Raw genomic sequence first — 19,797 nt, 5'->3', positions numbered from 1 at the left:
CGGATGAAGGTCACGGGCCTCCTCGGGGGCAGCTTCAATCCGGCGCACCGGGGGCACCGCTCGATCAGCCTTGCCGCCATCGAGCGGCTCGCGCTCGACGAGGTGTGGTGGTTGGTTTCGCCGGGCAATCCATTGAAGCCAGTCGCGGGCATGGCGCCCCTGCGGGCCCGCGTGGCGTCGGCGAAACGAGTTGCGCGCCGTGCGCCGATCCGCGTCACCGCGATCGAGCGCGAACTCGGCACGCGTTACACGATCGACACCTTGCGCGCGCTGGTCCGGCGATATCCTCGCCGCCGGTTCGTCTGGCTGATGGGGGCGGACAACCTCGCGCAGTTCCATCGTTGGCGGAACTGGCGCGGCATCGCGCGGACGGTGCCGATCGCGGTCTTTGCGCGCCCGGGCTACGAGGCCAAGGCGATGGCGAGCCCGTCGATGGCCTGGCTGCGCCCCTACCGCGTGCCCCCCCACGCGCTGCGCGGGACCCCGCCCCGGCTGGCGTGGCTGCGCTTCGATCCCGACCCCATCTCCGCCACCGCCCTGCGCGCCGCCGATCCGGATTGGGCGAACCGCTATTCGGACGCTCACGCGAGAGACGGAGTAACGGGCCGGATCATCGGATAGGCGGCTGGTGCGGCTGGATTGTCACGCCCGACAGTTGGATTCGCCCGAATCGGGCATCGACGTTGCAGGGAAGGCGCGCGCCCGCTATGATCGCGGTGTCGGTTCGATGTCTCGGACCGGCCCAACCGCGCGGACGCCCGCTCGCGCATACGGCTCCACCAGGCGGGCAAACGGAGTGCCTCGGCCCCTCGTGCTGACGCGGACAGATTGTCGATCGTTGCCGGCCCCTAGCCGGTTTGCCCGCTCAGTGGCCGCCACACTCCTTGACGCATCCACGCACCCATTGGTCCGCTCGAAGGAAACTTCGCCGGAATGATGCGCGTTGGTGCCATTGTGCCGAGCGCAATCCAACACAGGAGCAAGACACCCGCCTATGCAACAGGCGCACCCCTTGCCGGCGAATGCCGGCCTTTCCGGAGGAACGGCAACGTCCTCCGCTAGCCCCACCGATCGCCCCGAAATCAGGGACAGCGACGGGCTGCACGCGCTCGTGCTCGCGCAGCTCGACGACGACCAGGCGCAGGAAGTCGTCTCGATCCCGCTCGCGGGCAAAAGTTCGATCGCCGATTTCATGGTCATCGCCTCCGGCCGTTCGACACGCCAGGTCGCGGCGATGGCGCAAAAGCTCGCCGAAAAGGTCAAGGCCGCTGGCTTCGGCCCTGCGCGTGTCGAAGGCCTGCCCGCCGCCGACTGGGTGCTGATCGACGCCGGCGATGTCGTCGTGCACCTGTTCCGGCCCGAAGTGCGGAGCTTCTACAATCTCGAGCGCATGTGGGGCTTCGGCGACGATAAGGTCGCCGGGACGGGAACCGCTTAGCATCCTTCTCCACGTCATCGCCCGCGGCAAGATCGGCCGCTCACCCGAGGCGGACCTCGTCGCGCGCTACGCCAAACGGCTCACCTGGCCGGTGCGCCTGACCGAACTGCCCGAGAATGGCGGCCGGCCGCCGGAACCGCTTTCGCCGACACGCATCGTGCTGCTCGACGAACGCGGCAGGACCCTGTCCTCCGAACAATTCGCCGCGATCCTCGCACGTTGGCGCGACGAAGGCATGCGCGAGGCCCGTTTTGTGCTGGGTGCAGCGGACGGTCACTCGGATGCCGACCGGGCCGAGGCGGACCTGCTGCTGGCGATGGGCGCGATGACATGGCCGCACCTGCTCGCCCGCGCGATGCTGATGGAACAGCTCTACCGCGCGACGACCATCGTTGCCGGGCACCCCTATCATCGCAGCGGTTGATCGGGTTAGAGGATCCCCGTGCGTCATCTCTTCCCGATATCCGCGCTCTGCGTGGCCGGACTGGCCGCGGCCGTCCTTGCCCAAGGCGATGCGCGCTTCGCCGATGCCGCCGAAACCCGCGCCGCCCTTGCATCGGCCCGCGAACAGGCCCGCAACGCCGGTGCCCGCGCGGCCGAACTCGAGGTCGAGGCGCGCGGGACTCGGGCCGCCGCCGAAAAGACCGCCCGCGAAGCAGCGGCGCTTGCCGCGCGCATCCAGCAAACCGAGGCGCAGATCGCCGCCGCGCGGGCCCGCAGCCTGATCGCACGCGCCGAGCAGGATCGGCTCGAGAAGCGACTCGCTGCACGACAGGGGCCGCTCCTTCGGCTCACCGCGGGCCTGCAAAAGCTGGCCCGCCGTCCACTGGCGGTCGCGGTGCTTCGTCCGGGCTCCCTTCGCGAGACGGTCTACTTGCGCGCGATGCTCGAAACCACCTTGCCCGAGGTTCGCCGCAGGACCTCTGCCTTGCGCGGCGAAATCGACCGTGCCCGGGCGATCGAGAGCGAGGCGCTTGCCGCTTACTCAGCCTTGAAGTCGGGCGAACGCCAGCTGGCCGAGCGCCGCACGCGGCTTGCCGCACTCGAGACACGGCAAAGGCTGGCGTCGCGTCGTGCCGGCGGCGCTGCGGCACGCGAGGCCGAGCGCGCCTTGGCCTTGGCCGAGGAAGCGCGCGACCTCGATGGACTTGTCGATCGGCTCGATGCAGCGGGATCGCTCCGCAAGGAGCTTGCTGCATTGCCGGGGCCGCTGCTTCGGCCCCCGCGCCCTGGCGCCAGCGAGGTGCTGATCGATTCGAGTCCGCCGCCATCATTGGTCAGCACCGCCGCGCCGCGTTTCCTGATTCCCGTTGCCGGCCGAACCGTCACCGGTTTCGGCGCGGTGGACGATGGCGGTGCACGTTCGCGCGGGATTGCGCTGGCTCCGGCAGCGGGGGCGCAGGTGATTTCGCCCGCCGCGGGCCGGGTCGCATTCGCAGGCCCCTTCAGCGGGTTCGGCCGGATCGTCATCATCGAGCATGCGGGCGGCTACACCAGTCTCGTCACCGGGCTCGCGCGAACCGATGTCGACGTCGGCGAAGAGCTCGTCCGCGGATCACCGCTGGGTGTCGCAGGGGGTAGAAGCCCGGTCGTTGGGTTCGAGCTCCGCCGCGCAGGCGAGCCGGTCAACCCGGTCGAATATGTGCGTTAATCGAACCCGATCGATGCATCCCGGCCCGGGACGGACCCGCATGCATCATCTGGCGTTAACGCGGGATGGGCGATACAAACGCCGCACGTCGTACGAGGAATGCCCATGAAGCTTGCCGCTCTCCTTCGCTCCGCTGCGCTGGTCAGCGCGGTAGCGCTGCTTCCCGCGACCACCGCCGGGCTCGCCCAGGTCGATGGGCGTGCCGGACCCGAATTCGCCAAGCTGTTCGCGGTCTACCAGCGCATCAAGGCGAGCTATGTCGAGCCGGTCGAGGACGACAAGCTCATCCGCGGCGCGATCGACGGTATGCTCGCGAGCCTCGACCCGCATTCGGCCTATCTCGACGGCAACGACCTCCAGCGCCTCGAGACGATGATCGACGGCAACTACTCGGGGCTCGGCCTGTCGGTCGTGCTGGAGGACGGCGCGGTCAAGGTGATCAGCCCGTTCAAGGGCAGCCCGGCGGACAAGATGGGCATCAAGGCGGGCGACTTCATCACCCACCTCGACGGGAAGCTGATCTACGGCGGCGAGCTCGACGACGCGGTCGCGCAGATGCGCGGCCCAGCGGGTTCGAACATCCGGCTGACGATTTTCCGTTCCGGACGCGAGGAGCCGTTCGACGTTACTGTGACCCGCGGGGTCATCGAACTCGAGCCGGTTACTCACGAGCTCAAGCCGGGCAACATCGGCTACATCTCGGTCAACGAGTTCAGCCGCGACGTCGGCTCGGACGTGTTCTCTGCATGGAACGCGATCAAGCGCGAGGCATCGGGCCGGGTCAACGGCCTGGTACTCGACCTGCGCCAGAATCCCGGCGGCTCGCTCGATGAGGCCGTGGCTCTCTCCGACCTGTTCCTCGACAAGGGCCAGATCGTCTCGCAGCGCGGCCGCGCGCGGGGCGAATCGCTCGTCTACGACGCCGAGACCGTGTTCAAGGGCGACATGGCCAAGGGCGTGCCGGTGATCGTGCTGATCGATGCGGGCTCGGCTTCGGCGAGCGAGATCGTCGCGGGCGCGCTGCAGGACCAGCGTCGTGCGGTGGTCATGGGCGACCGCAGCTTCGGCAAGGGCAGCGTCCAGACCCTGCTACCGCTCGGGCGCGAAGCCGCGCTCAAGCTCACGACGGCGCGCTACTACACGCCGCGCGGTCACTCCGTCCAGGAAGGCGGTATCGAACCGGACATCCTCGTCCCGCAGCTCAGCGATCCCGATCTCGCCCGGCGCGAGAAGTTCCGCCTGCGCGAATCCGACCTGCGCGGCCACCTCGTCAACGAGGCGGCGATGAAGGACGAAGAGCTGACCAAGGACCGCAAGGACGATCCGCGCTTCCAGCTCACGGCAGAGCAACTCAAGGCCAAGGGAATCGACGACTTCCAGCTCACCTATGCGCTCGATACGCTGCGGCGCACCGCGCCGAACGCGATCGCCCGCCGCAACTGATGCAAACCCTCCGGTCGATGCCGCTGGCGCAGCGCCTGGCGCTGGGCGTGCCGCTGCTCCTGCTCGGCGGCGCCTATCTGAGCGAGTACGGCTTCGGGCTGTTCCCGTGCGAAATGTGCTGGTGGCAGCGATACCCCCATTTCGCTGCGCTGGCCTTCGCGCTCGTTTCGCTGTTCGTGGCGCCGAAACGCATGTGGGTGGCGCTCGCTGGGATCGCGATCCTCGTCTCGGGCGCGATCGGCGGTTATCACGCCGGGGTCGAGTATGGCTGGTGGGAAGGGGTGACCGCGTGCACGACGGTCGATGCCGGCGGCGGGAGCGCGCTCGATGCGATCATGAACGCCCCGCTGATCCGTTGCGACCAGGCACCCTGGACGCTGGCCGGCATTTCGCTCGCAGGCTTCAATTTCCTGATCTCGACGGCCGCAGGACTCGTCGTGCTCCTGCGGCTTAAGGACGTGAAGTGACTGTCGATACCGCCCGCATGATCCGGGTCGACCAGGCCGGCGAATACGGCGCGCAGCGGATATATGCCGGGCAGCTCGCGGTCATGGGCGACCGCGCACCGCACGCCGGCGAGATCGCTGCCATGGCCGAACAGGAGCGCCGCCACCGCGAGGCGTTCGACGCGTTGATGGCGGCGCGCGGCGTTCGCCCGACCGCGCTGCAGCCCTTCTGGCACGTGGCTGGCTACGCGCTGGGCGCGGCGACCGCGCTGATGGGTCCGGAAGCTGCGATGGCGTGCACCGCGGCGGTCGAGGAGGAAATCGACCGGCATTATTCGGCCCAGCTCGATGCGCTGGAAGCGGAGGGCAGCGATCCCGAACTCGCATCGATGATAGCGGATTTCCGTGACGACGAGCGCGAGCATCGCGAGGCGGCGCTTGCTGCCGGGGCCGAGCGTGCGCCCGGTTATCCGCTACTGGCCGGGGCGATCCGGCTCGGCTGCCGCGTCGCGATTCGGCTCGCCGAACGGATCTGAGGAACCTTGCTGCAGATCAAAGCGCTTTCTAGAGGCGCTTCATAGGCAGTTCAGCGCCGCTATGGCCCATTTGCGACCGATCGATACGAGGATGAAACGATGATCCGCCAGCTAGCCCTTCCGCTTCTCGCTGCCGCCGCCACCGCGATGGCTGCCCCTGTCGCGGCTCAGGACGAGGCAGGCGACAAGGTCCGCATGCTCATCGTCTATGGCGACGACCCGGTGCCGCAGGCGAACGGCGACGAGATCCTCGTCGTCGCGCGGATGCCCGAGAACGATCGGTTTCGCATCCCCGAAGCGCTTCGCTTCAGCGAGGATCCTGCCAACATGGCCTGGGCCCGCCGCGTCGAGAAGCTCGACCTGATCGGGAAGTTCGGCACGATGTCGTGCTCGACGGCCGGAGCGGGCGGCTTCACCGGCTGCACCCAGCAGCTGATCGACGCGTTCTACGCCGACAAGCGCGAAGGCGCCGACGTGCGCTTTTCGCAGTTGATCGCTGCGGCGCGGGCCGAGCGGCTGTCCACGATCGATGCCACGTCTGCTGAGGAGCAGGCGCGCGTCGAACAGATCGAGCGGCAGTACATGGAACGGCTCGAGCGCGAACGCGCCGGAGCGCTCCCGGGAGAGCCGGAGAAAACGCCGCCGGGGGACGCCGAGCCGATCATGACTCCGCCGCAGGGGTGATCGCGGTTCACTAGGCCTGCCTTAACGTTTCGTGGTTAATGCGCTCGACATGACGAGCGCAACGACCAGACCCATCAAGGTTCTACAAGTCTTCGGCACCCGGCCCGAGGCGATCAAGCTGTTCCCGCTGGTCCATGCGCTCGATGGCGATTCGCGCTTCGAGGGGCGCGTCTGCGTATCGGGGCAACACCGCGGTATGCTCGACCAGGTGCTCGATATCGCCGGTGTGGTGCCACATCACGATCTCGACCTGATGCAGCCCGACCAGACGCTCGACGGTTTGACCGCAAACCTTCTGACCGGGATCGGCAAGGTGCTGGACGCGGAGCGACCCGACTGGGTCGTCGTCCAGGGCGATACCGCGACAGCGATGGCCGGGGCGCTTGCCGCGTACTACCGCAAGATACCGGTCGCGCACGTCGAGGCGGGCCTCAGGAGCGGGGACATTCATCATCCGTGGCCCGAAGAGGTGAATCGCAAGATCGTCGGCAGCTTCGCCGCCCTGCACCTCGCACCGACCGAGACGGCAGCCGCAGCCCTGCGGCGCGAGAACGTCGATCCGACCACGATCCACGTCACCGGCAACACCGTCATCGACGCGCTGCACTGGGTGATCGCGCGGATCGAGCGCGAGCCGACGCTCGCGTCGGGGCTCGCCGGACTCGAAGCGCGCTTCGCGGGCAAGCGGATCATCGGCATGACCACCCACCGGCGCGAAAACTTTGGCGAAGGGATGGAGGCGATCGCGTCCGCGGTCCGCCGCCTTGCCGCGCGCGACGACGTCGCGGTGATCTTTCCGGTCCACCTCAACCCCAACGTCCGCGCCGTGATGAACGATCGTCTCGCCGGGCTGGACAACGTCGCGCTCATCGACCCGCTGGACTATCCGCATTTCGCACGTCTGCTCGACATCTGCACGCTGATGCTCAGCGACAGCGGCGGAGTGCAGGAAGAGGCGCCCGCGCTCGGAAAGCCGGTGCTGGTCATGCGCGAAACTACCGAGCGGCCCGAAGGCGTGGAGGCCGGCACCGCGCAGCTCGTTGGCACCGACCCCGACCGCATCGTGGCCGAAGCCACTCGCCTGCTCGATGACCCGGCAGCCTACGAAGCCATGGCCCGCGCGCACAACCCTTTCGGCGACGGCAGGGCGACCGGGCGGATCGTGGAACTCCTCGCCGCGCGCTGATCAGCGTTACCGCTAAATTTACCGCTTGCCGCCTAGAACCCCGCGCGAACCAGCGACGGGAATATCATGCGCGGCGAGAACAATCCGGAAGTATGCGTTATCGGGCTCGGCTACATCGGCCTTCCCACCGCGGCGGTGATTGCGCGCTCGGGTTGCCGGGTTACCGGCGTCGACGTCAGCCAGCACGTCGTGGACACCATCAACCGGGGCGAAATTCACATCGAGGAAGTCGATCTTGACGGTCTCGTCCGCGGGGTCGTGCAGCGGGGGACGCTGCGCGCCTCGACCGAGATCGCGCCCGCCGACGTATTCGTCATCGCGGTGCCGACGCCCTTCGAGAAGGACGGCAACCACACGCCAGATATCTCCTACGTGATCGCCGCGGCGACGAGCCTCGCGACCGTCCTCAAAAAGGGCGATTGCGTGATCCTCGAATCGACCTCGCCGGTCGGCACGACCGATGCGCTGCGCGACCGGCTTGCCGCGCTGCGCCCGGATCTCGCCATGCCGGGCCTCGCGCCGGGCTTGCCCGATGTTTCGATCGCCTATTGCCCCGAGCGCGTGCTGCCGGGCCGAATCCTCGAGGAACTGACCAACAACGACCGGTCGATCGGGGGGATCACCCCGCGCTGCGCGCGCAAGGCGCTGGCGTTCTACAAGCTGTTCGTGCGGGGCACTTGCGTCACGACAGACGCGAAGAGTGCCGAGATGACCAAGCTGGTCGAGAACGCCTATCGCGACGTCAATATCGCCTTCGCCAACGAGCTCTCCATGATCGCCGACCGCATGGGGCTGGACGTCTGGGAAGTGATCCGCCTCGCCAATCGCCATCCGCGCGTGAATATCCTCCAGCCGGGGCCTGGTGTTGGCGGCCACTGCATTGCGGTCGACCCCTGGTTCATCGTGCATGGCGCGCCCGAGGAGTCACAGGTGATCCGCACCGCGCGCGCGGTCAACGATGCCAAGATGCATCACGTGCTCGCCCGAGCGACTGCGCTGGTCGAGGCCAATCCGCATGTGCCGGTGGCCTGTCTCGGCCTCGCCTTCAAGGCAAACATCGACGACTTCCGCGAGAGCCCGGCGCGTTTCATCGCCGCCAGCCTGGCGCGCAAGTTCGCCGACCGGGTGCGCGTCGTCGAGCCCTATGCGCAGCAGCTGCCGATCGAGTTCACAGAGACCGGTGCGACCCTCGTGGACATCGATACCGCCCTCGAAACCTGCGGGGTGCTGATCGTTCTCGTCGATCACGACGTGTTCCGCGTCATCCCGATCGAGGAGCGATCGGACGCAGTCGTATATGACACGCGAGGAATCTGGCCGGATGCCGTCAGCGGCGTGGCGCAGACCCCGCTTCGGCTGGCGAGCTGAGCATCATGCGCGCGCGTCGACCAATGCGCGCGGTGTCTCGACGGCAGGAATTCCGATCAGGGTGACGGCGTCGCCGCACGATCGGGTAACCACCGCGTTGGCGCCGACGACGACGTCATCGCCCAGCGAAATTGGCCCGATCACTTTCGCGCCCGAGGCGATGAAGGCCCGATCGCCGACGACCGGCCGATGTTCATGCGCGGGCTCGACCTCTTTCGCGCCGAGGGTGACCTGGTGATAGATGACCGCGTAAGCACCGATGCGGTTGGCGCCGATCACCGTGCCGGACACGTGCGGCATGAAAAAGTGCGGACCGATCTCGCACGCCGAACTGATCTCCACCCCGTGGACATAGAAATTGAGCCAGGTGAGCACCTTTGCAGTGCCTCGCCATCCCCGGACGTAGGCAGCGTGCGCAAGGCGGTACCAGGCGACGGGGGCGCACCTCGGCACTGCAAAACAGCGCCATAGGTCGCGGCTGCGGACCGTCCGGCCAGGCTGCCCGTAATAATGGAAATAGCGTTCTAGGTCGGACGCAAGAAGTGCTCGCAGCGATCGATGTTCGCTCATGTCGTCACCCCCGCCAAAGTCCGGGCTTCAGGTGGATCGCCGATTGATCCTGTTCCGTCAGCAATTCGTCGATCCATCCCGCGATGCTGTAACGATAGCGGATGTCGTCGGCCAGAGCGGGCGTCGGCGCCTCAAGAAACCCGTCGGCGATGCGCGGCCGGGCGCGATCGATCACCTCGATCCGCGCAGGGTCGTAGAACGAATAGGCCCGGATGTCGGCGTTGGTTGTGACGAGCTTCTTGCCTGCGCCAAGGACCTCGAGCGTGCGCATCGTCAGCCCCGTCTGCCGGGCGTGCTCGATGTCGAGGATGGCGCGGCTCGATTCGAATACGCGCTGGCTTTCCTGGCGCGACAGCGGTTCAAACCGGAACGTCCCGGCCTTGGCATCGCGGAAGCTGGGGTTGGTGATGCGATATGCGGAAAGCACCCAGCGCGCCTTCAGGTAAAGGTACCAGAATCGCCGGGCGCCCGCGGGGAGCGTCGCATCGAGTCGCTCGACGACCTTGTGTCGGTCAGTATGCGCGGTGCCGACGAAAGAGATGTCGAATGTGTCCTCGGCGTCCGCGCCACCCGCGTGGTCGTCAAAGAACAATGGGCGGAACCGCATCCCGTGGCGCGCCGCTGTCTCCCGCTCGAACGTGAAGGCGCGGTCGAACATCGGCACCAGGTCGAGGGCACCCGAGCGGTTGGCGAGCGAATCCCACAAGTAGAAGATGAATTGCGCGCGTGCGTTGTCGCGCCGCAACTCACCGAGCAGTCTTGGCGAAAGTGTCTGGCCATTCACGACGATGACGTAGTCGTAAGCTTTACTTCCGAAGTCGGCCAGCAGGCGGCGATAGTGGCGCTCGGTCGCACGCTGGACTTGTCGCGGGAAGAAACGCGCGGCTGCATGATACGAGGGCGAATCGAACGGCCTGTCCGCCATCGCATCGACATGAGCGCCGCGGCGGGCGAGCTCGCGCGCCATCGCCTCGTCGTACCCGAAGAAGCGCGGCGCGATCAGCAGGACACGGGCGCCGTCGAGGGAGGGTACCATAGTTATTCGAACCCGATTACTAGGGCGAAGTCAGCCGGCGGAGGCGAGCTTGCGTTCGCGAAGTTCCGCCATCGCCCTTTCCGAGCGGTCCTCGAACGCCGGCTGGCTCTCTGCCCATGCGCAGAACCGTGCGAGGCCATCCGCCAGCGAGACTTGCGGGGAGTAGCCCAGATACCGGCGGGCCCGGTCGATATCGGCATAGCAGTGCCGGATATCTCCGACCCGGTATTCGCCCGTCACATTCGTCTGAACCGCGTGACCGCTGGCTTCGACCAAGGCTTCCGCCAACTGGGCGACAGTTGTCGGTTCGCCCGCCCCCAGATTGATGGCTTCTTCGTCCGGAACGTCGGCGAAGAGCGAGGCGACGAGGCCGCCGACGATATCGTCGATGTGCACGAAATCCCGGCTTTCGAGTCCGTCCTCGAACAGGGCGATCGGCAGGCCCTGTCGTGCTCGATTGAAGAAGATGGATATGATGCCGGTGTACGGATTCTGCAGAGACTGACCTTCGCCGAAGACGTTTTGGAAGCGCAATACTACGGGCGTGATGCCCAGTGCCGGCGCGGCGGATCGGATGAGCAGCTCCTGTGCGGCCTTGGTCGCTGCGTAGACGGAACCGGGTGCGAACGACAGGTTCTCGGGCGTGGCCACCGGCTGGAGCGGGTGGCCGTCTGTCGCAAGCAATTCCCAGTTACCTGCCGCAAGTTGTTCCGGGGTGCGACTGGTGGGCTGGATAATCCGAGCAGGTTCCCGCGGATCGATGTACGCCCCTTCGCCGTAGACGCTGCGGCTCGAGGCGAGGACCAGCTTTGCGGGCCGACGCTCGCATTTCGCCAGCGCTTCGAGCAGCGCCCCCGTACCCAGTTCGTTCACCGAAACGTAGTGGCGGATCCGGTACATCGACTGCGCGGTGCCGGTTTCAGCGGCCAGATGGTAGACGGCGTCACACCCATCGATCAGTGTGTGATCATCGACGATTTCTTTGATGTCGAGGCGGCGGAGTGAGGCGCCCTCTGGTGTCGTCGCCCGAGGTATGTCCCCGTGGATCTGCGGAGAAAGATTGTCGATCAGAAGGACGTCGTGCCCTCCGCGCAGCAAATTGCGCGCAAGCGCTTGGCCGATGAAGCCCATTCCGCCTGTTATTGCGATACGCACCCTGGAATCCTTGTATTGGCTGCTGCTAGCCGGCCTGCATACCCGCCTGGGGGTAATTCTCCGCCAGTTTCCGCCGGCCACGCATCCTGCGGCCCCATCCGAGCCTCTCGCCCGCTGCTACCTTGCGGGCCAGCACAGCGCCATAGATCAGGCCGAAGCCTGGTGTCGAAATCATGTATTGCGAGAAGAAGACAAAGACGACCGAGCAGACCAGAAGTGTTTCGATGTGCGAACGGAGCCGCGTCATCATGCGCCAGAGCATGAAACCCAAGATTAGCAGCCCGAAGATGCCGAGTTGGTAGATGGCGATCAGAATGCCTGAAGGAATTCCGGTGAGACTGATGAAGATCAACCATCCATTCTCAGACATGATTGGTCCAACTCGCGCAAACCAGGTTTCGTGACTGAGGCCAGCCGGGAAGAAATAATTTGAAACGATCTCCTTGGCGCCAACGTAGATGCCCCCCAAGCGAGCGTTCGCGCTCGCGTCACTCGTGAGCAGGTAAAACGGGTCGTACCAAAACTCGGTCATTAGGCGGGTGATCCGCCACTCGGCGGGCAACATACCTCCGTCAACGAGAAGGCCCACTAAATAGTAGAGCGGAATGATCAGGACCAGCGCGAGACGTGCTCGGCCACCGAAAATGAGGAAATAGATAAGCGCGCCCAAAATCAGGGCGAGCAGCGCGCTCGACGAGCGGGCGATGAGCACCGCCGTGGCGATGCACACTAGCGCCATGACATTGCGCCCCCCCACCAATACCAGCAATGCGGCCATGATAATCATGTGAAAGCCGAAGTGCGTGGGTTCGGGCGCCAAGCCTAGCACACCACGACCCGAATCGATCAGGTCGTCTGCTGCATCGCCAAACTCGCCGACGAGCTGGGTAGCGAAGTCGGGAGCGACCGTCGCCTGCACGATGCCCACCAACACCCAGATGAATGCGCTCAGGGTTATGACCTTGTCGGCAAGGGCGGGGAAAGAGTGAATCGTGGCAAAGCCCGCCATCGCGAACAGGATGGGCGACAGGTAAATGAGCAGGTACTTCACCTCCTGCGGCTTGGGGCTCGGGAAGCAGGTCGCGGCAAAGGCGAACAGGCCAAGCACTGCAAGGGCACCCAGAGCTACCGCGTCCGGGAACGGGAAGCGCGCGGAAATGACCGGCCACATCGCCAGGAGCGCTGCTGCCGAGAAGACAGCTGCATACGGCTGGTTATAGGATTCGAGCGGGATGATCTGCGTGTAGGGAAACATGCAGAACAGCAGCGCCACGATGCAGATGAGTGGCCTCACTTATCCATGGTTCCCGTAATTGCATCGACCTGAGCGAGCCCGGTCGGCACGCGCTTAGTCTGTCCCTTATTGCGGGACGGAGGTGAACGCAACGCGACCAGCAGCAAGGCCGCATATATCAGGCGACATCCCGCCAGCGCCCACAGCATGGCGTAGAGGCCCTGACCGGTCAGGGCGATGGCCATTGCCGCCATCAGGACCAACGCGAGAAACCCCAACGCCGCCCGCAGCAAAGCCGCCTCCCGATCGAGGGCAATGATCAGGAATTCAAGCAGGCCCACGTTCAACAGGACGCCGGAAACCGCGATGGGCGCGAGCAAATCCGGCTCGATGGCGTAGCGCGCGATTCCCTCGGGAAGGCCCTCCCAGGAAAACAGGGTGGCGGCTCCACCAATTGCAAGGAGCCAGACGGCAGAAGCCAAGCCGATCCACAGCGCCATGTGCCGGGCCGCGCTGCGGGAATGACGCTCGCGGTGGACCAGGCGAATGGCATCGGGCCCGACGCGCTGCGCGAGAATTCCGACGAGCAGTGCAGCGAACATGAGGAACAGCGCAAGCACCGCGTAACGGCCGGCCACTTCGCGCCCCATGACCGCGCTCACGTAGAGTCGATCGAGGTAGTACGGAACGTTGACCGCGCCGTAGGCCAGGAACACGGTCACGCCGCTGCGATCGCCTGTCGCCGGGGCTTCGGTCTCGGGTTCCCGGTCGGCACTCTGCGAGGAGCGCGGAACGAAGAGAAATACCGACAACAGGCACACGAACCCTGTCGCGCCGATCTCGGCCGCCAGGATCGCGTCGACACCTGCCACCCAGGCAGCCGCGACGACGCAGGCAAAGACGACCGCAGTTCGCAGAACCGTTCCCAGCGCAAGCTTGCGGGTGTCGTGCATGGCGCGCTGAAGCGAGGCGACGAGCGCCATGCCGGCTGTGACCAGTGCATAGGCGGCGGAGATCGCGAGGTCGGACGCCCATTCGACGTCGAACGCCAGGCCGACCGCGAGCGCGGGAAGACCGACCATGACCGAGCGTTTGGCGAGCACGGCGAAGATCGCGCCTGAACGCCCACGCAACAGGCCCTCCTGCCCGTCTTCGACAAGCCGGGGGAACGCCTTGATCGTCTGCTCGACGGCCCCGAAACTGATGATTGTCGCCAGGTACGCGCCAGTTGCAATTATCGTCGCGTATCGGGCAAAGTCACTCGGGAGGAGCAGGCCCGCGACTACTGCCATCCGCGCCATCGTCAGGGCGGAAGCGCCGAGCATGACGATCAGGAACGCGGCACTTGCCCAACCGGGACGCATGATGTCGCCGCGCGAAGCCATGGGCGCCCGTTCGGCGAGCGGTTCGGGCGATGGGGGCATGGCTCGTGGCCATAATCCATTTTGAAATCGAGGCAATTGCCTTACCTGAATGCGGTGACTAGGCGGGCCGCCGGACGAGACAGCGAGCTTCAATATGAACACGGCACCTACCGCTCTCGCGGTCATCCCCGCCCGGGGCGGCAGCAAGCGCATTCCGCGCAAGAACATCCGGCCGTTCGGCGATCGCCCGATGATTTCCTATGCGATCGGTGCGGCGCTGGAATCGGGCCTGTTCCAGCGCGTGGTCGTCTCCACCGACGACGCCGAAATCGCCGCCATCGCGCGGGCCGAGGGCGCGGACGTGCCCTTCGAGCGACCGGCAGACCTGTCCGACGATTTCACACCCACCGTGCCGGTTATCCAGCACGCGATCACAGCATGCCGCGAAGACGGGTGGTCCGGTGCGATGGTCTGCTGCATCTATCCAGGCGTGCCCTTCATCCGCTCGAGCGACATTGCCGAAGCGCTGGCCCTGCTCGAAAATGCGGGAGGCGCGGGCTATGCCTTTCCAGTCACCCATTTCCCGTCTCCCATCCAGCGGGCCCTTCGTCGCGACGCCGGCGGAGGGGTGGCGCCGTTCGCGCCCGAGCATGTCGCGACGCGCACGCAGGACCTCGAGCCTGCGTATTTCGATGCAGGCCAGTTCTACTGGGGTTCAGCCGAAACGTGGCTCGCCGGTCTGAATATCCACGCCAACGGCCGCGCCATCGTGCTGCCCGAATGGCGGGTGGTCGATATCGACACCCCGGAAGATTGGGATCGGGCCGAGGCGCTGTTTCGTGCGATTGGCAGCGGCTCGCGGAACTAGCCGGTGAGGTGCAACGAGCCGCCGAGAATCGCGATCAGGGCCGATGCCGGCCCGTCGATCGGCATCGGGCACCTCCGCCGCTGTCTCTCGCTCGCGCAGGCGCTTCGCGATCTCGGGGTCCAGGTTCGCTTCGTGACGAGGGTGGATGGCTATCCGAGCGCCGAGGTGATCGAAGGTGCCGGATTTGCCGTCTCATGCCTGCCCGCTGACGGTGACGATGCAGCCGAAACCATCGCTGTGCTTTCCGAATGGAGGCCCGACTGGATCATCGTCGATTCCTACCGGCTCGACGCCGAGTGGCACAGCACGATGCGCGATCGCCTGGGGTGCCGCGTAGCAGCGATAGACGATGTAGCCGATCGCGAATTCGACGTCGAAGTGCTGATCGACCACAACCTCGCGCCCGATGCGCGCGCGAAATATGCCGGGTTGCTCCTTCGCGGATCGCGAATTCTCGCGGGGCCGCGCTTCGCCTTGCTGGGGCGGGTTTACGCCGATGCACGACCTGTCGAGATCGTCGAGAAAGTGCGCAGCATCGGAATTTTCGTGGGCGGATTCGATCAGTCCGGACTCGCCAAGCGAGCTCTCGGTGCGGTGCGCGATGCCGGGTTTTGTGGCCGGGTGGAGGTGGTCGCAGCAAGCGCGGATCCGCGACTGCCCGCGCTCGAAGAGGCAATCGCGGCTGACGAAAACGCCACGCTTTCCCTGGACCTTCCCAACCTTGCCGACTTCTTCGCGCGGCACGACCTGCAGATCGGCGCCGGCGGAGGGGCCACTTGGGAACGCTGCTGTCTGGGTGTACCGAGCGTCCTGGCGGTCGTCGCCGAGAACCAACTCGCCGTTGTCCCCCATCTCGAAGCGGCAGGTGTGATACTTGCCAGCGCCCCCGACCGTGAAAGCCTGGCGGCAGCCGTCGCGAGACTGATCGGCGATGTGTCGTTGCGCCAGGAGATGGCGCGGGCTGCGCGCTCCCTCGTCGATGGTGCGGGATCTGACCGCGTTGCGGTTGCGCTTCTCGCCGACCGGCTCCGGGTGCGCGAGGCGACCGAAGAGGATTGCGAGCTGGCCTATCGCTGGCGAAACGACTCTGCGACGCGGGCCGTTTCGCGCGAGCGATCGGAAATTCCCTTAGACGACCATCGCGACTGGTTTGCGCGGACCCTTGCCGATCCCGCGCGCAGCCTGCTCATCGGCATGATCGGGTCTCGTCCGGTGGGCGTAATCCGCTTCGACCGGGTCGACGAGGCAAGCGTGGAAGTATCGCTCTATCTCGATCCAGACCTCCACGGCATCGGTATCGGCCCGCACCTGCTTGCCGCAGGTGAGCGCCGGGCCGCGGCGGGATTGGACATTGTCGCCGAAGTGCTAGAAGGCAACCGCGGGTCCGCGCGGCTGTTCGAATCGAGCGGCTACTTTCGCGTGAGTCCCGGACATTACCGTAAACCCGGCGTGTTGCCGGCAGGAGACGACTGACGCCATGATGATCGGCAACCGCGAGGTCGGGCGAAACGCGCGCCCCTACCTGATCGCCGAGATGTCGGGCAATCACAACCGGTCGCTCGACCGTGCCCTGGCCATCGTCGACGCAGCCGCTGCCAGCGGAGCGGACGCGATCAAGTTGCAGACCTACACCGCGGAAACGATGACGCTGAACGTGAGCGCGCCCGGATTCGTGATCGAAGATCCGGACAGCCTCTGGGCTGGGCGGCAACTCTATGACCTGTATGACGAAGCGCACACGCCATGGGACTGGCACGGTCCGATCATGGAGCGGGCGGTGCAGCACGGGATCGACTGCTTTTCCACCCCCTTCGACGAGACGGCCGTCGATTTCCTCGAAAGCCTCGGCGCACCGGCCTACAAGATTGCCAGCTTCGAAGTGACCGACCTGCCCCTCATCCGCAAGGTTGCGGCGACGGGCAAGCCGATGATCGTTTCGACCGGCATGGCGACCGTGGCGGAGATCGACGAAGCCGTGCGTACGGCGCGCGATGCCGGGAACGACGACATCGTCATCCTCAAGTGCACCAGCACGTATCCCGCCACTCCGGAGAACACGAATATCTCGACCATTCCCAACATGCGCGAGGCATTCGGGGTCGAAGTGGGCTTGAGCGACCATACGATGGGCTGCGGCGTCGCGGTCGCCGCCGTCGGAATGGGCGCTGTTCTGGTCGAAAAGCATTTCACGCTTGCGCGCGCAGATGGGGGAGTCGATTCGACCTTCAGCCTCGAGCCGGCGGAATTCCGGACATTGCGCGAGGAAACCGAACGCGCCTGGCAGGCCATCGGCAAGGTCACTTACGGCGGTACCAAGGCCGAGGAGAAGTCGCGGGCCTTTCGTCGTTCGCTCTATATCGCGCGGGATATGGCCGCAGGCGACGAGCTGACTTCGGACACGTTGCGCATCGTGCGACCCGGGTTCGGCCTCCCGCCCAAGTTCTACGACCAGATGCTCGGCAAGCGGGTCACGCGCGCGGTAACGGCGGGCACTCCGCTCGACTGGGACCTGGTCGCCTGAGGCCGAATTGCACAGCGCTCTGATAATCGGCTGCGGCCGGATCGCGGGAGGCTTCGACGAGGGCCGCCCGTCCACCGCCCTGGCGCGGACCCATGCCGGAGCGTACCGCGCGCATGGCGGGTTCTCGATCGAAGCATGCGTCGATCCCGACGCAGCGCGCCGCGAGGAATTTGCCCGCAACTGGGGCGTACCCCGGTCGGCTGCGACCCTGGGCGAACTCGGCCCTGCAGCCTATGATGTCGTGTCGATCTGCTCTCCCACCAGCGCCCATCCCGCGGACATCGCTGCGGCGCTGGATCTGGGGCCGAAGCTGATCTTCTGCGAAAAGCCGGTAAGCGGCGACGCCGAACAGACCGCAGAACTTGCAGATCGGTGTGCCGAGCGCGGCATTCTGCTCGCCGTCAACTACACCCGTCGCTGGGCCCCCGACGTGGTCGAACTGGCGCACGACCTTGCAGCCGGTTGTTGGGGAAGCGTGCGCTCGGCCTACGGCATCTATACTAAGGGCGCCGTCCACAACGGCGGTCACATGATCGATCTGCTCCACATGCTGCTCGGCCCGATAGACCTGATGGCGGCCGGGTACCCGGTGTTCGATCATTGGGATGACGACCCGTCGGTGCCAGCGCTGCTTCGTAGTGAGGCCGGCGTTCCGATCACGCTGTCGGTGGGTGATGCCCGCGATTACGCGGTGTTCGAATTGTCGATCGTGACCGAACGGGGCGAGATGGTCATGCGCGACGGGGGACTCTCCTGGACGTACCGATGGGCCGACGAGAGCACCCAGTTCGCCGGTTACCGGTCGCTTGGCCCGTTCGAGCATGTCGCAGGCCGCTACGACGAGGCCATGCCTGCTGCGATCGCCAACATTGCCGCCGCACTGGATGCGGGCGCGGCGCTTGCATCGACGGGGAAAACCGCTCTTGCGGCGCAGCGCGTGTGCGAGCAGATGCGCCGCGCAGCACTCGCGCATGATCACTGATGGAAAGCATTGCATGACCGATACCCTCGCCATCCACGGCGGCACCCCGACGGTCGAGACGCCGCTCGCGCTGTTCAAGGCGATGAGCGAAGACGAGGTCGAGGCAGCCTCGAGGGTCGTCCGCTCGGGCGTGCTTTCGGCCTTTATCGGAGCGCCCGGGGAATTTTTCCTTGGTGGACCGGAAGTGCGCGCGTTCGAAGCGAAGGCCGCCGACTACTTCGGCGTGCGCCACGCGATCAGCGTCAATTCGTGGACGTCGGGCCTCATCGCAGCGGTGGGGGCCGCCGGGATAGCGCCCGGTGACGAGGTGATCACGACGCCGTGGACGATGTCGGCCACCGCGATGGCGATCCTCCACTGGAACGCGATCCCCGTCTTCGCCGACATCGATCCGGAAACCTTCAATCTCGACCCGGACAGCGTCGAAGCACTCGTGGGTCCCCGGACGAAGGCGATCATGGCGGTCGACATCTTCGGCCAGTCCGCGGACATGACCGCGCTGCGGGGCATCGCCGACCGTCACGGGTTGGCGCTTCTGACCGACACCGCGCAGGCGCCCGGCGCCAAGACCGGCAACCGTTTCACAGGCACCTTGGCCGACATCGGGGGCTTCAGCCTCAATTATCACAAGCACATCCATTGTGGCGAAGGGGGCATCCTCGTCACTGACGATGACCGTTTGGCGGAGCGGCTCCAGCTCATCCGCAATCACGCCGAGTCCGTGCTGAAGAGCGAGGACCCGGCCGACTACGTCAACATGATCGGCTACAACTTCCGCATGGGCGAGATCGAGGCGGCAATCGCCTCGGTCCAGCTCGACAAGCTCAAGGAGCGGGTCGAGAGCCGCCAGCGCGCCGCGCGCCAGCTGGACGAAGGCCTCGCCGGCCTCGCCGGCCTGACGACTCCGAAGGTCGAGGCGGACGGGACGCACGTCTATTACGTCTACGGGATGACGCTCGATACCGAGGCTCTCGGCGTGCCGCGCGCCAACATCGTCGCCGCGCTCCAGGTCGAAGGCGTGCCGGGTCTTTTCGCCGGGTACCAGAACCTGCACCTGCTGCCGATCTTCCGCCACCGCATTGCTTACGGCCGGGACCACTTCCCCTTCAGCCTGGCCGAGCGCGAAATCCCGTACGGCCCCGGCACTTGCCCGATCGCCGAAAAGCTTCATGGCGAGACATTCATGGGCCTGAACCTGTGCATGTGCGACTACCCGCCCGAGGACGTCGACGCCGTGGTCGCTGCATTCCGCAAGGTGTGGGCCGGAATGGATGCGTTACGCAAGGGGACGGGCGAGGTCGAAGGAGACTAAAAG

At 66.0% G+C, this 19,797-nt stretch carries 20 protein-coding genes; 15 read left to right on the top strand and 5 right to left on the bottom strand.

What is annotated here, in order from left to right; translation table 11 throughout:
• The first annotated feature begins 3 nt into the window (after positions 1-3).
• The 10 genes from A6F68_RS02165 to wecC all read left to right on the top strand — a co-directional run bounded on the left by A6F68_RS02165 (position 4) and on the right by wecC (position 8,752).
• Positions 4-621, top strand: coding sequence for a nicotinate-nucleotide adenylyltransferase (locus A6F68_RS02165; RefSeq protein WP_067675704.1), 618 nt, complete (start codon positions 4-6; stop codon positions 619-621).
• Between the two features lie 373 nt (positions 622-994).
• Entirely contained in the window at positions 995-1,438 is a 444-nt protein-coding gene (gene rsfS, locus A6F68_RS02160; protein WP_067675701.1) for a ribosome silencing factor, read from the top strand.
• 1 nt (position 1,439) lies between these two features.
• Positions 1,440-1,862 (top strand): 23S rRNA (pseudouridine(1915)-N(3))-methyltransferase RlmH, encoded by a 423-nt coding sequence (locus tag A6F68_RS02155; RefSeq protein WP_067681874.1) that lies wholly within the window; start codon positions 1,440-1,442, stop codon positions 1,860-1,862.
• A gap of 18 nt (positions 1,863-1,880) precedes the next feature.
• On the top strand, positions 1,881-3,089 hold the full coding sequence (locus A6F68_RS02150) for a murein hydrolase activator EnvC family protein (protein ID WP_232308182.1): 1,209 nt from the start codon (positions 1,881-1,883) through the stop codon (positions 3,087-3,089).
• Positions 3,090-3,194: 105 nt separating this feature from the next.
• Positions 3,195-4,532, top strand: a complete 1,338-nt coding sequence (locus tag A6F68_RS02145) for a S41 family peptidase (protein ID WP_067675695.1) — start codon at positions 3,195-3,197, stop codon at positions 4,530-4,532.
• Positions 4,532-4,999: a disulfide bond formation protein B gene (locus tag A6F68_RS02140; RefSeq protein WP_067675691.1), complete on the top strand. Its 468-nt coding sequence runs from the start codon at positions 4,532-4,534 to the stop codon at positions 4,997-4,999. The genes A6F68_RS02145 and A6F68_RS02140 overlap by 1 nt, the downstream gene beginning before the upstream one ends.
• A gap of 17 nt (positions 5,000-5,016) precedes the next feature.
• Positions 5,017-5,514 carry a demethoxyubiquinone hydroxylase family protein gene (locus tag A6F68_RS02135; protein ID WP_084001869.1) on the top strand — a complete coding sequence of 166 codons (498 nt, stop codon included), beginning with the start codon at positions 5,017-5,019 and terminating at the stop codon, positions 5,512-5,514.
• 99 nt (positions 5,515-5,613) lie between these two features.
• Positions 5,614-6,198, top strand: a complete 585-nt coding sequence (locus A6F68_RS02130) for a hypothetical protein (RefSeq protein WP_067675685.1) — start codon at positions 5,614-5,616, stop codon at positions 6,196-6,198.
• A gap of 49 nt (positions 6,199-6,247) precedes the next feature.
• Positions 6,248-7,384 carry a non-hydrolyzing UDP-N-acetylglucosamine 2-epimerase gene (wecB, locus tag A6F68_RS02125; protein WP_067681871.1) on the top strand — a complete coding sequence of 379 codons (1,137 nt, stop codon included), beginning with the start codon at positions 6,248-6,250 and terminating at the stop codon, positions 7,382-7,384.
• A 66-nt stretch (positions 7,385-7,450) separates the two neighbouring features.
• Positions 7,451-8,752, top strand: a complete 1,302-nt coding sequence (gene wecC, locus A6F68_RS02120) for a UDP-N-acetyl-D-mannosamine dehydrogenase (RefSeq protein WP_067675682.1) — start codon at positions 7,451-7,453, stop codon at positions 8,750-8,752.
• A gap of 3 nt (positions 8,753-8,755) precedes the next feature.
• On the opposite strand, the gene A6F68_RS02115 is transcribed toward wecC, so the two are convergent.
• From A6F68_RS02115 to A6F68_RS02095, 5 genes are all read right to left on the bottom strand, one after another.
• Positions 8,756-9,127 (bottom strand): serine O-acetyltransferase, encoded by a 372-nt coding sequence (locus tag A6F68_RS02115; RefSeq protein ID WP_198152652.1) that lies wholly within the window; start codon positions 9,125-9,127, stop codon positions 8,756-8,758.
• 199 nt (positions 9,128-9,326) lie between these two features.
• The gene (locus A6F68_RS02110; RefSeq protein WP_067675676.1) at positions 9,327-10,358 is read right to left on the bottom strand and encodes a WaaS/CpsH family glycosyltransferase; all 1,032 of its coding nucleotides are present in this window, start codon (positions 10,356-10,358) and stop codon (positions 9,327-9,329) included.
• A 30-nt stretch (positions 10,359-10,388) separates the two neighbouring features.
• The gene (locus A6F68_RS02105) at positions 10,389-11,513 is read right to left on the bottom strand and encodes an NAD-dependent epimerase/dehydratase family protein (RefSeq protein ID WP_067675673.1); all 1,125 of its coding nucleotides are present in this window, start codon (positions 11,511-11,513) and stop codon (positions 10,389-10,391) included.
• Between the two features lie 25 nt (positions 11,514-11,538).
• Positions 11,539-12,786: a hypothetical protein gene (locus tag A6F68_RS02100; protein WP_157096618.1), complete on the bottom strand. Its 1,248-nt coding sequence runs from the start codon at positions 12,784-12,786 to the stop codon at positions 11,539-11,541.
• 17 nt (positions 12,787-12,803) lie between these two features.
• A complete protein-coding gene (locus tag A6F68_RS02095; RefSeq protein WP_198152651.1) occupies positions 12,804-14,132 on the bottom strand; it encodes a polysaccharide biosynthesis protein in 1,329 nt (442 codons plus the stop codon).
• Positions 14,133-14,265: 133 nt separating this feature from the next.
• Between A6F68_RS02095 and pseF the strand changes: the two genes are divergently transcribed.
• Genes pseF through A6F68_RS02070 form a run of 5 tightly spaced genes read left to right on the top strand, consistent with a single transcriptional unit; the run spans position 14,266 to position 19,794 of the window.
• Positions 14,266-14,979: a pseudaminic acid cytidylyltransferase gene (gene pseF, locus A6F68_RS02090; protein WP_067675665.1), complete on the top strand. Its 714-nt coding sequence runs from the start codon at positions 14,266-14,268 to the stop codon at positions 14,977-14,979.
• 3 nt (positions 14,980-14,982) lie between these two features.
• A complete protein-coding gene (gene pseG / locus A6F68_RS02085; RefSeq protein ID WP_067675662.1) occupies positions 14,983-16,452 on the top strand; it encodes a UDP-2,4-diacetamido-2,4,6-trideoxy-beta-L-altropyranose hydrolase in 1,470 nt (489 codons plus the stop codon).
• Positions 16,453-16,456: 4 nt separating this feature from the next.
• The gene (gene pseI, locus A6F68_RS02080) at positions 16,457-17,500 is read left to right on the top strand and encodes a pseudaminic acid synthase (RefSeq protein ID WP_067675659.1); all 1,044 of its coding nucleotides are present in this window, start codon (positions 16,457-16,459) and stop codon (positions 17,498-17,500) included.
• Positions 17,501-17,507: 7 nt separating this feature from the next.
• Positions 17,508-18,482 carry a Gfo/Idh/MocA family protein gene (locus A6F68_RS02075; protein WP_067675656.1) on the top strand — a complete coding sequence of 325 codons (975 nt, stop codon included), beginning with the start codon at positions 17,508-17,510 and terminating at the stop codon, positions 18,480-18,482.
• 13 nt (positions 18,483-18,495) lie between these two features.
• Positions 18,496-19,794: a DegT/DnrJ/EryC1/StrS family aminotransferase gene (locus tag A6F68_RS02070; RefSeq protein ID WP_067675653.1), complete on the top strand. Its 1,299-nt coding sequence runs from the start codon at positions 18,496-18,498 to the stop codon at positions 19,792-19,794.
• Positions 19,795-19,797: the final 3 nt, after the last annotated feature.

The sequence above is a fragment of the Tsuneonella dongtanensis genome (assembly GCF_001698205.1).
Taxonomy (GTDB): Bacteria; Pseudomonadota; Alphaproteobacteria; order Sphingomonadales; family Sphingomonadaceae; genus Tsuneonella; species Tsuneonella dongtanensis.
This window is presented reverse-complemented; position numbering and strand designations above follow the sequence as displayed.

What these genes read in the sequence shown, in the direction of transcription:
- pseF (WP_067675665.1), top strand. Translation starts at nt 14,266, where the DNA reads ATGAACACGGCACCTACCGCTCTCGCGGTCATCCCCGCCCGGGGCGGC.
- wecC (WP_067675682.1), top strand. Translation starts at nt 7,451, where the DNA reads ATGCGCGGCGAGAACAATCCGGAAGTATGCGTTATCGGGCTCGGCTAC.
- A6F68_RS02145 (WP_067675695.1), top strand. Translation starts at nt 3,195, where the DNA reads ATGAAGCTTGCCGCTCTCCTTCGCTCCGCTGCGCTGGTCAGCGCGGTA.
- A6F68_RS02130 (WP_067675685.1), top strand. Translation starts at nt 5,614, where the DNA reads ATGATCCGCCAGCTAGCCCTTCCGCTTCTCGCTGCCGCCGCCACCGCG.
- A6F68_RS02140 (WP_067675691.1), top strand. Translation starts at nt 4,532, where the DNA reads ATGCAAACCCTCCGGTCGATGCCGCTGGCGCAGCGCCTGGCGCTGGGC.
- A6F68_RS02110 (WP_067675676.1), bottom strand. Translation starts at nt 10,358, where the DNA reads ATGGTACCCTCCCTCGACGGCGCCCGTGTCCTGCTGATCGCGCCGCGC.
- A6F68_RS02165 (WP_067675704.1), top strand. Translation starts at nt 4, where the DNA reads ATGAAGGTCACGGGCCTCCTCGGGGGCAGCTTCAATCCGGCGCACCGG.
- pseI (WP_067675659.1), top strand. Translation starts at nt 16,457, where the DNA reads ATGATGATCGGCAACCGCGAGGTCGGGCGAAACGCGCGCCCCTACCTG.
- rsfS (WP_067675701.1), top strand. Translation starts at nt 995, where the DNA reads ATGCAACAGGCGCACCCCTTGCCGGCGAATGCCGGCCTTTCCGGAGGA.
- A6F68_RS02070 (WP_067675653.1), top strand. Translation starts at nt 18,496, where the DNA reads ATGACCGATACCCTCGCCATCCACGGCGGCACCCCGACGGTCGAGACG.
- A6F68_RS02135 (WP_084001869.1), top strand. Translation starts at nt 5,017, where the DNA reads ATGATCCGGGTCGACCAGGCCGGCGAATACGGCGCGCAGCGGATATAT.
- wecB (WP_067681871.1), top strand. Translation starts at nt 6,248, where the DNA reads ATGACGAGCGCAACGACCAGACCCATCAAGGTTCTACAAGTCTTCGGC.
- A6F68_RS02095 (WP_198152651.1), bottom strand. Translation starts at nt 14,132, where the DNA reads ATGGCTTCGCGCGGCGACATCATGCGTCCCGGTTGGGCAAGTGCCGCG.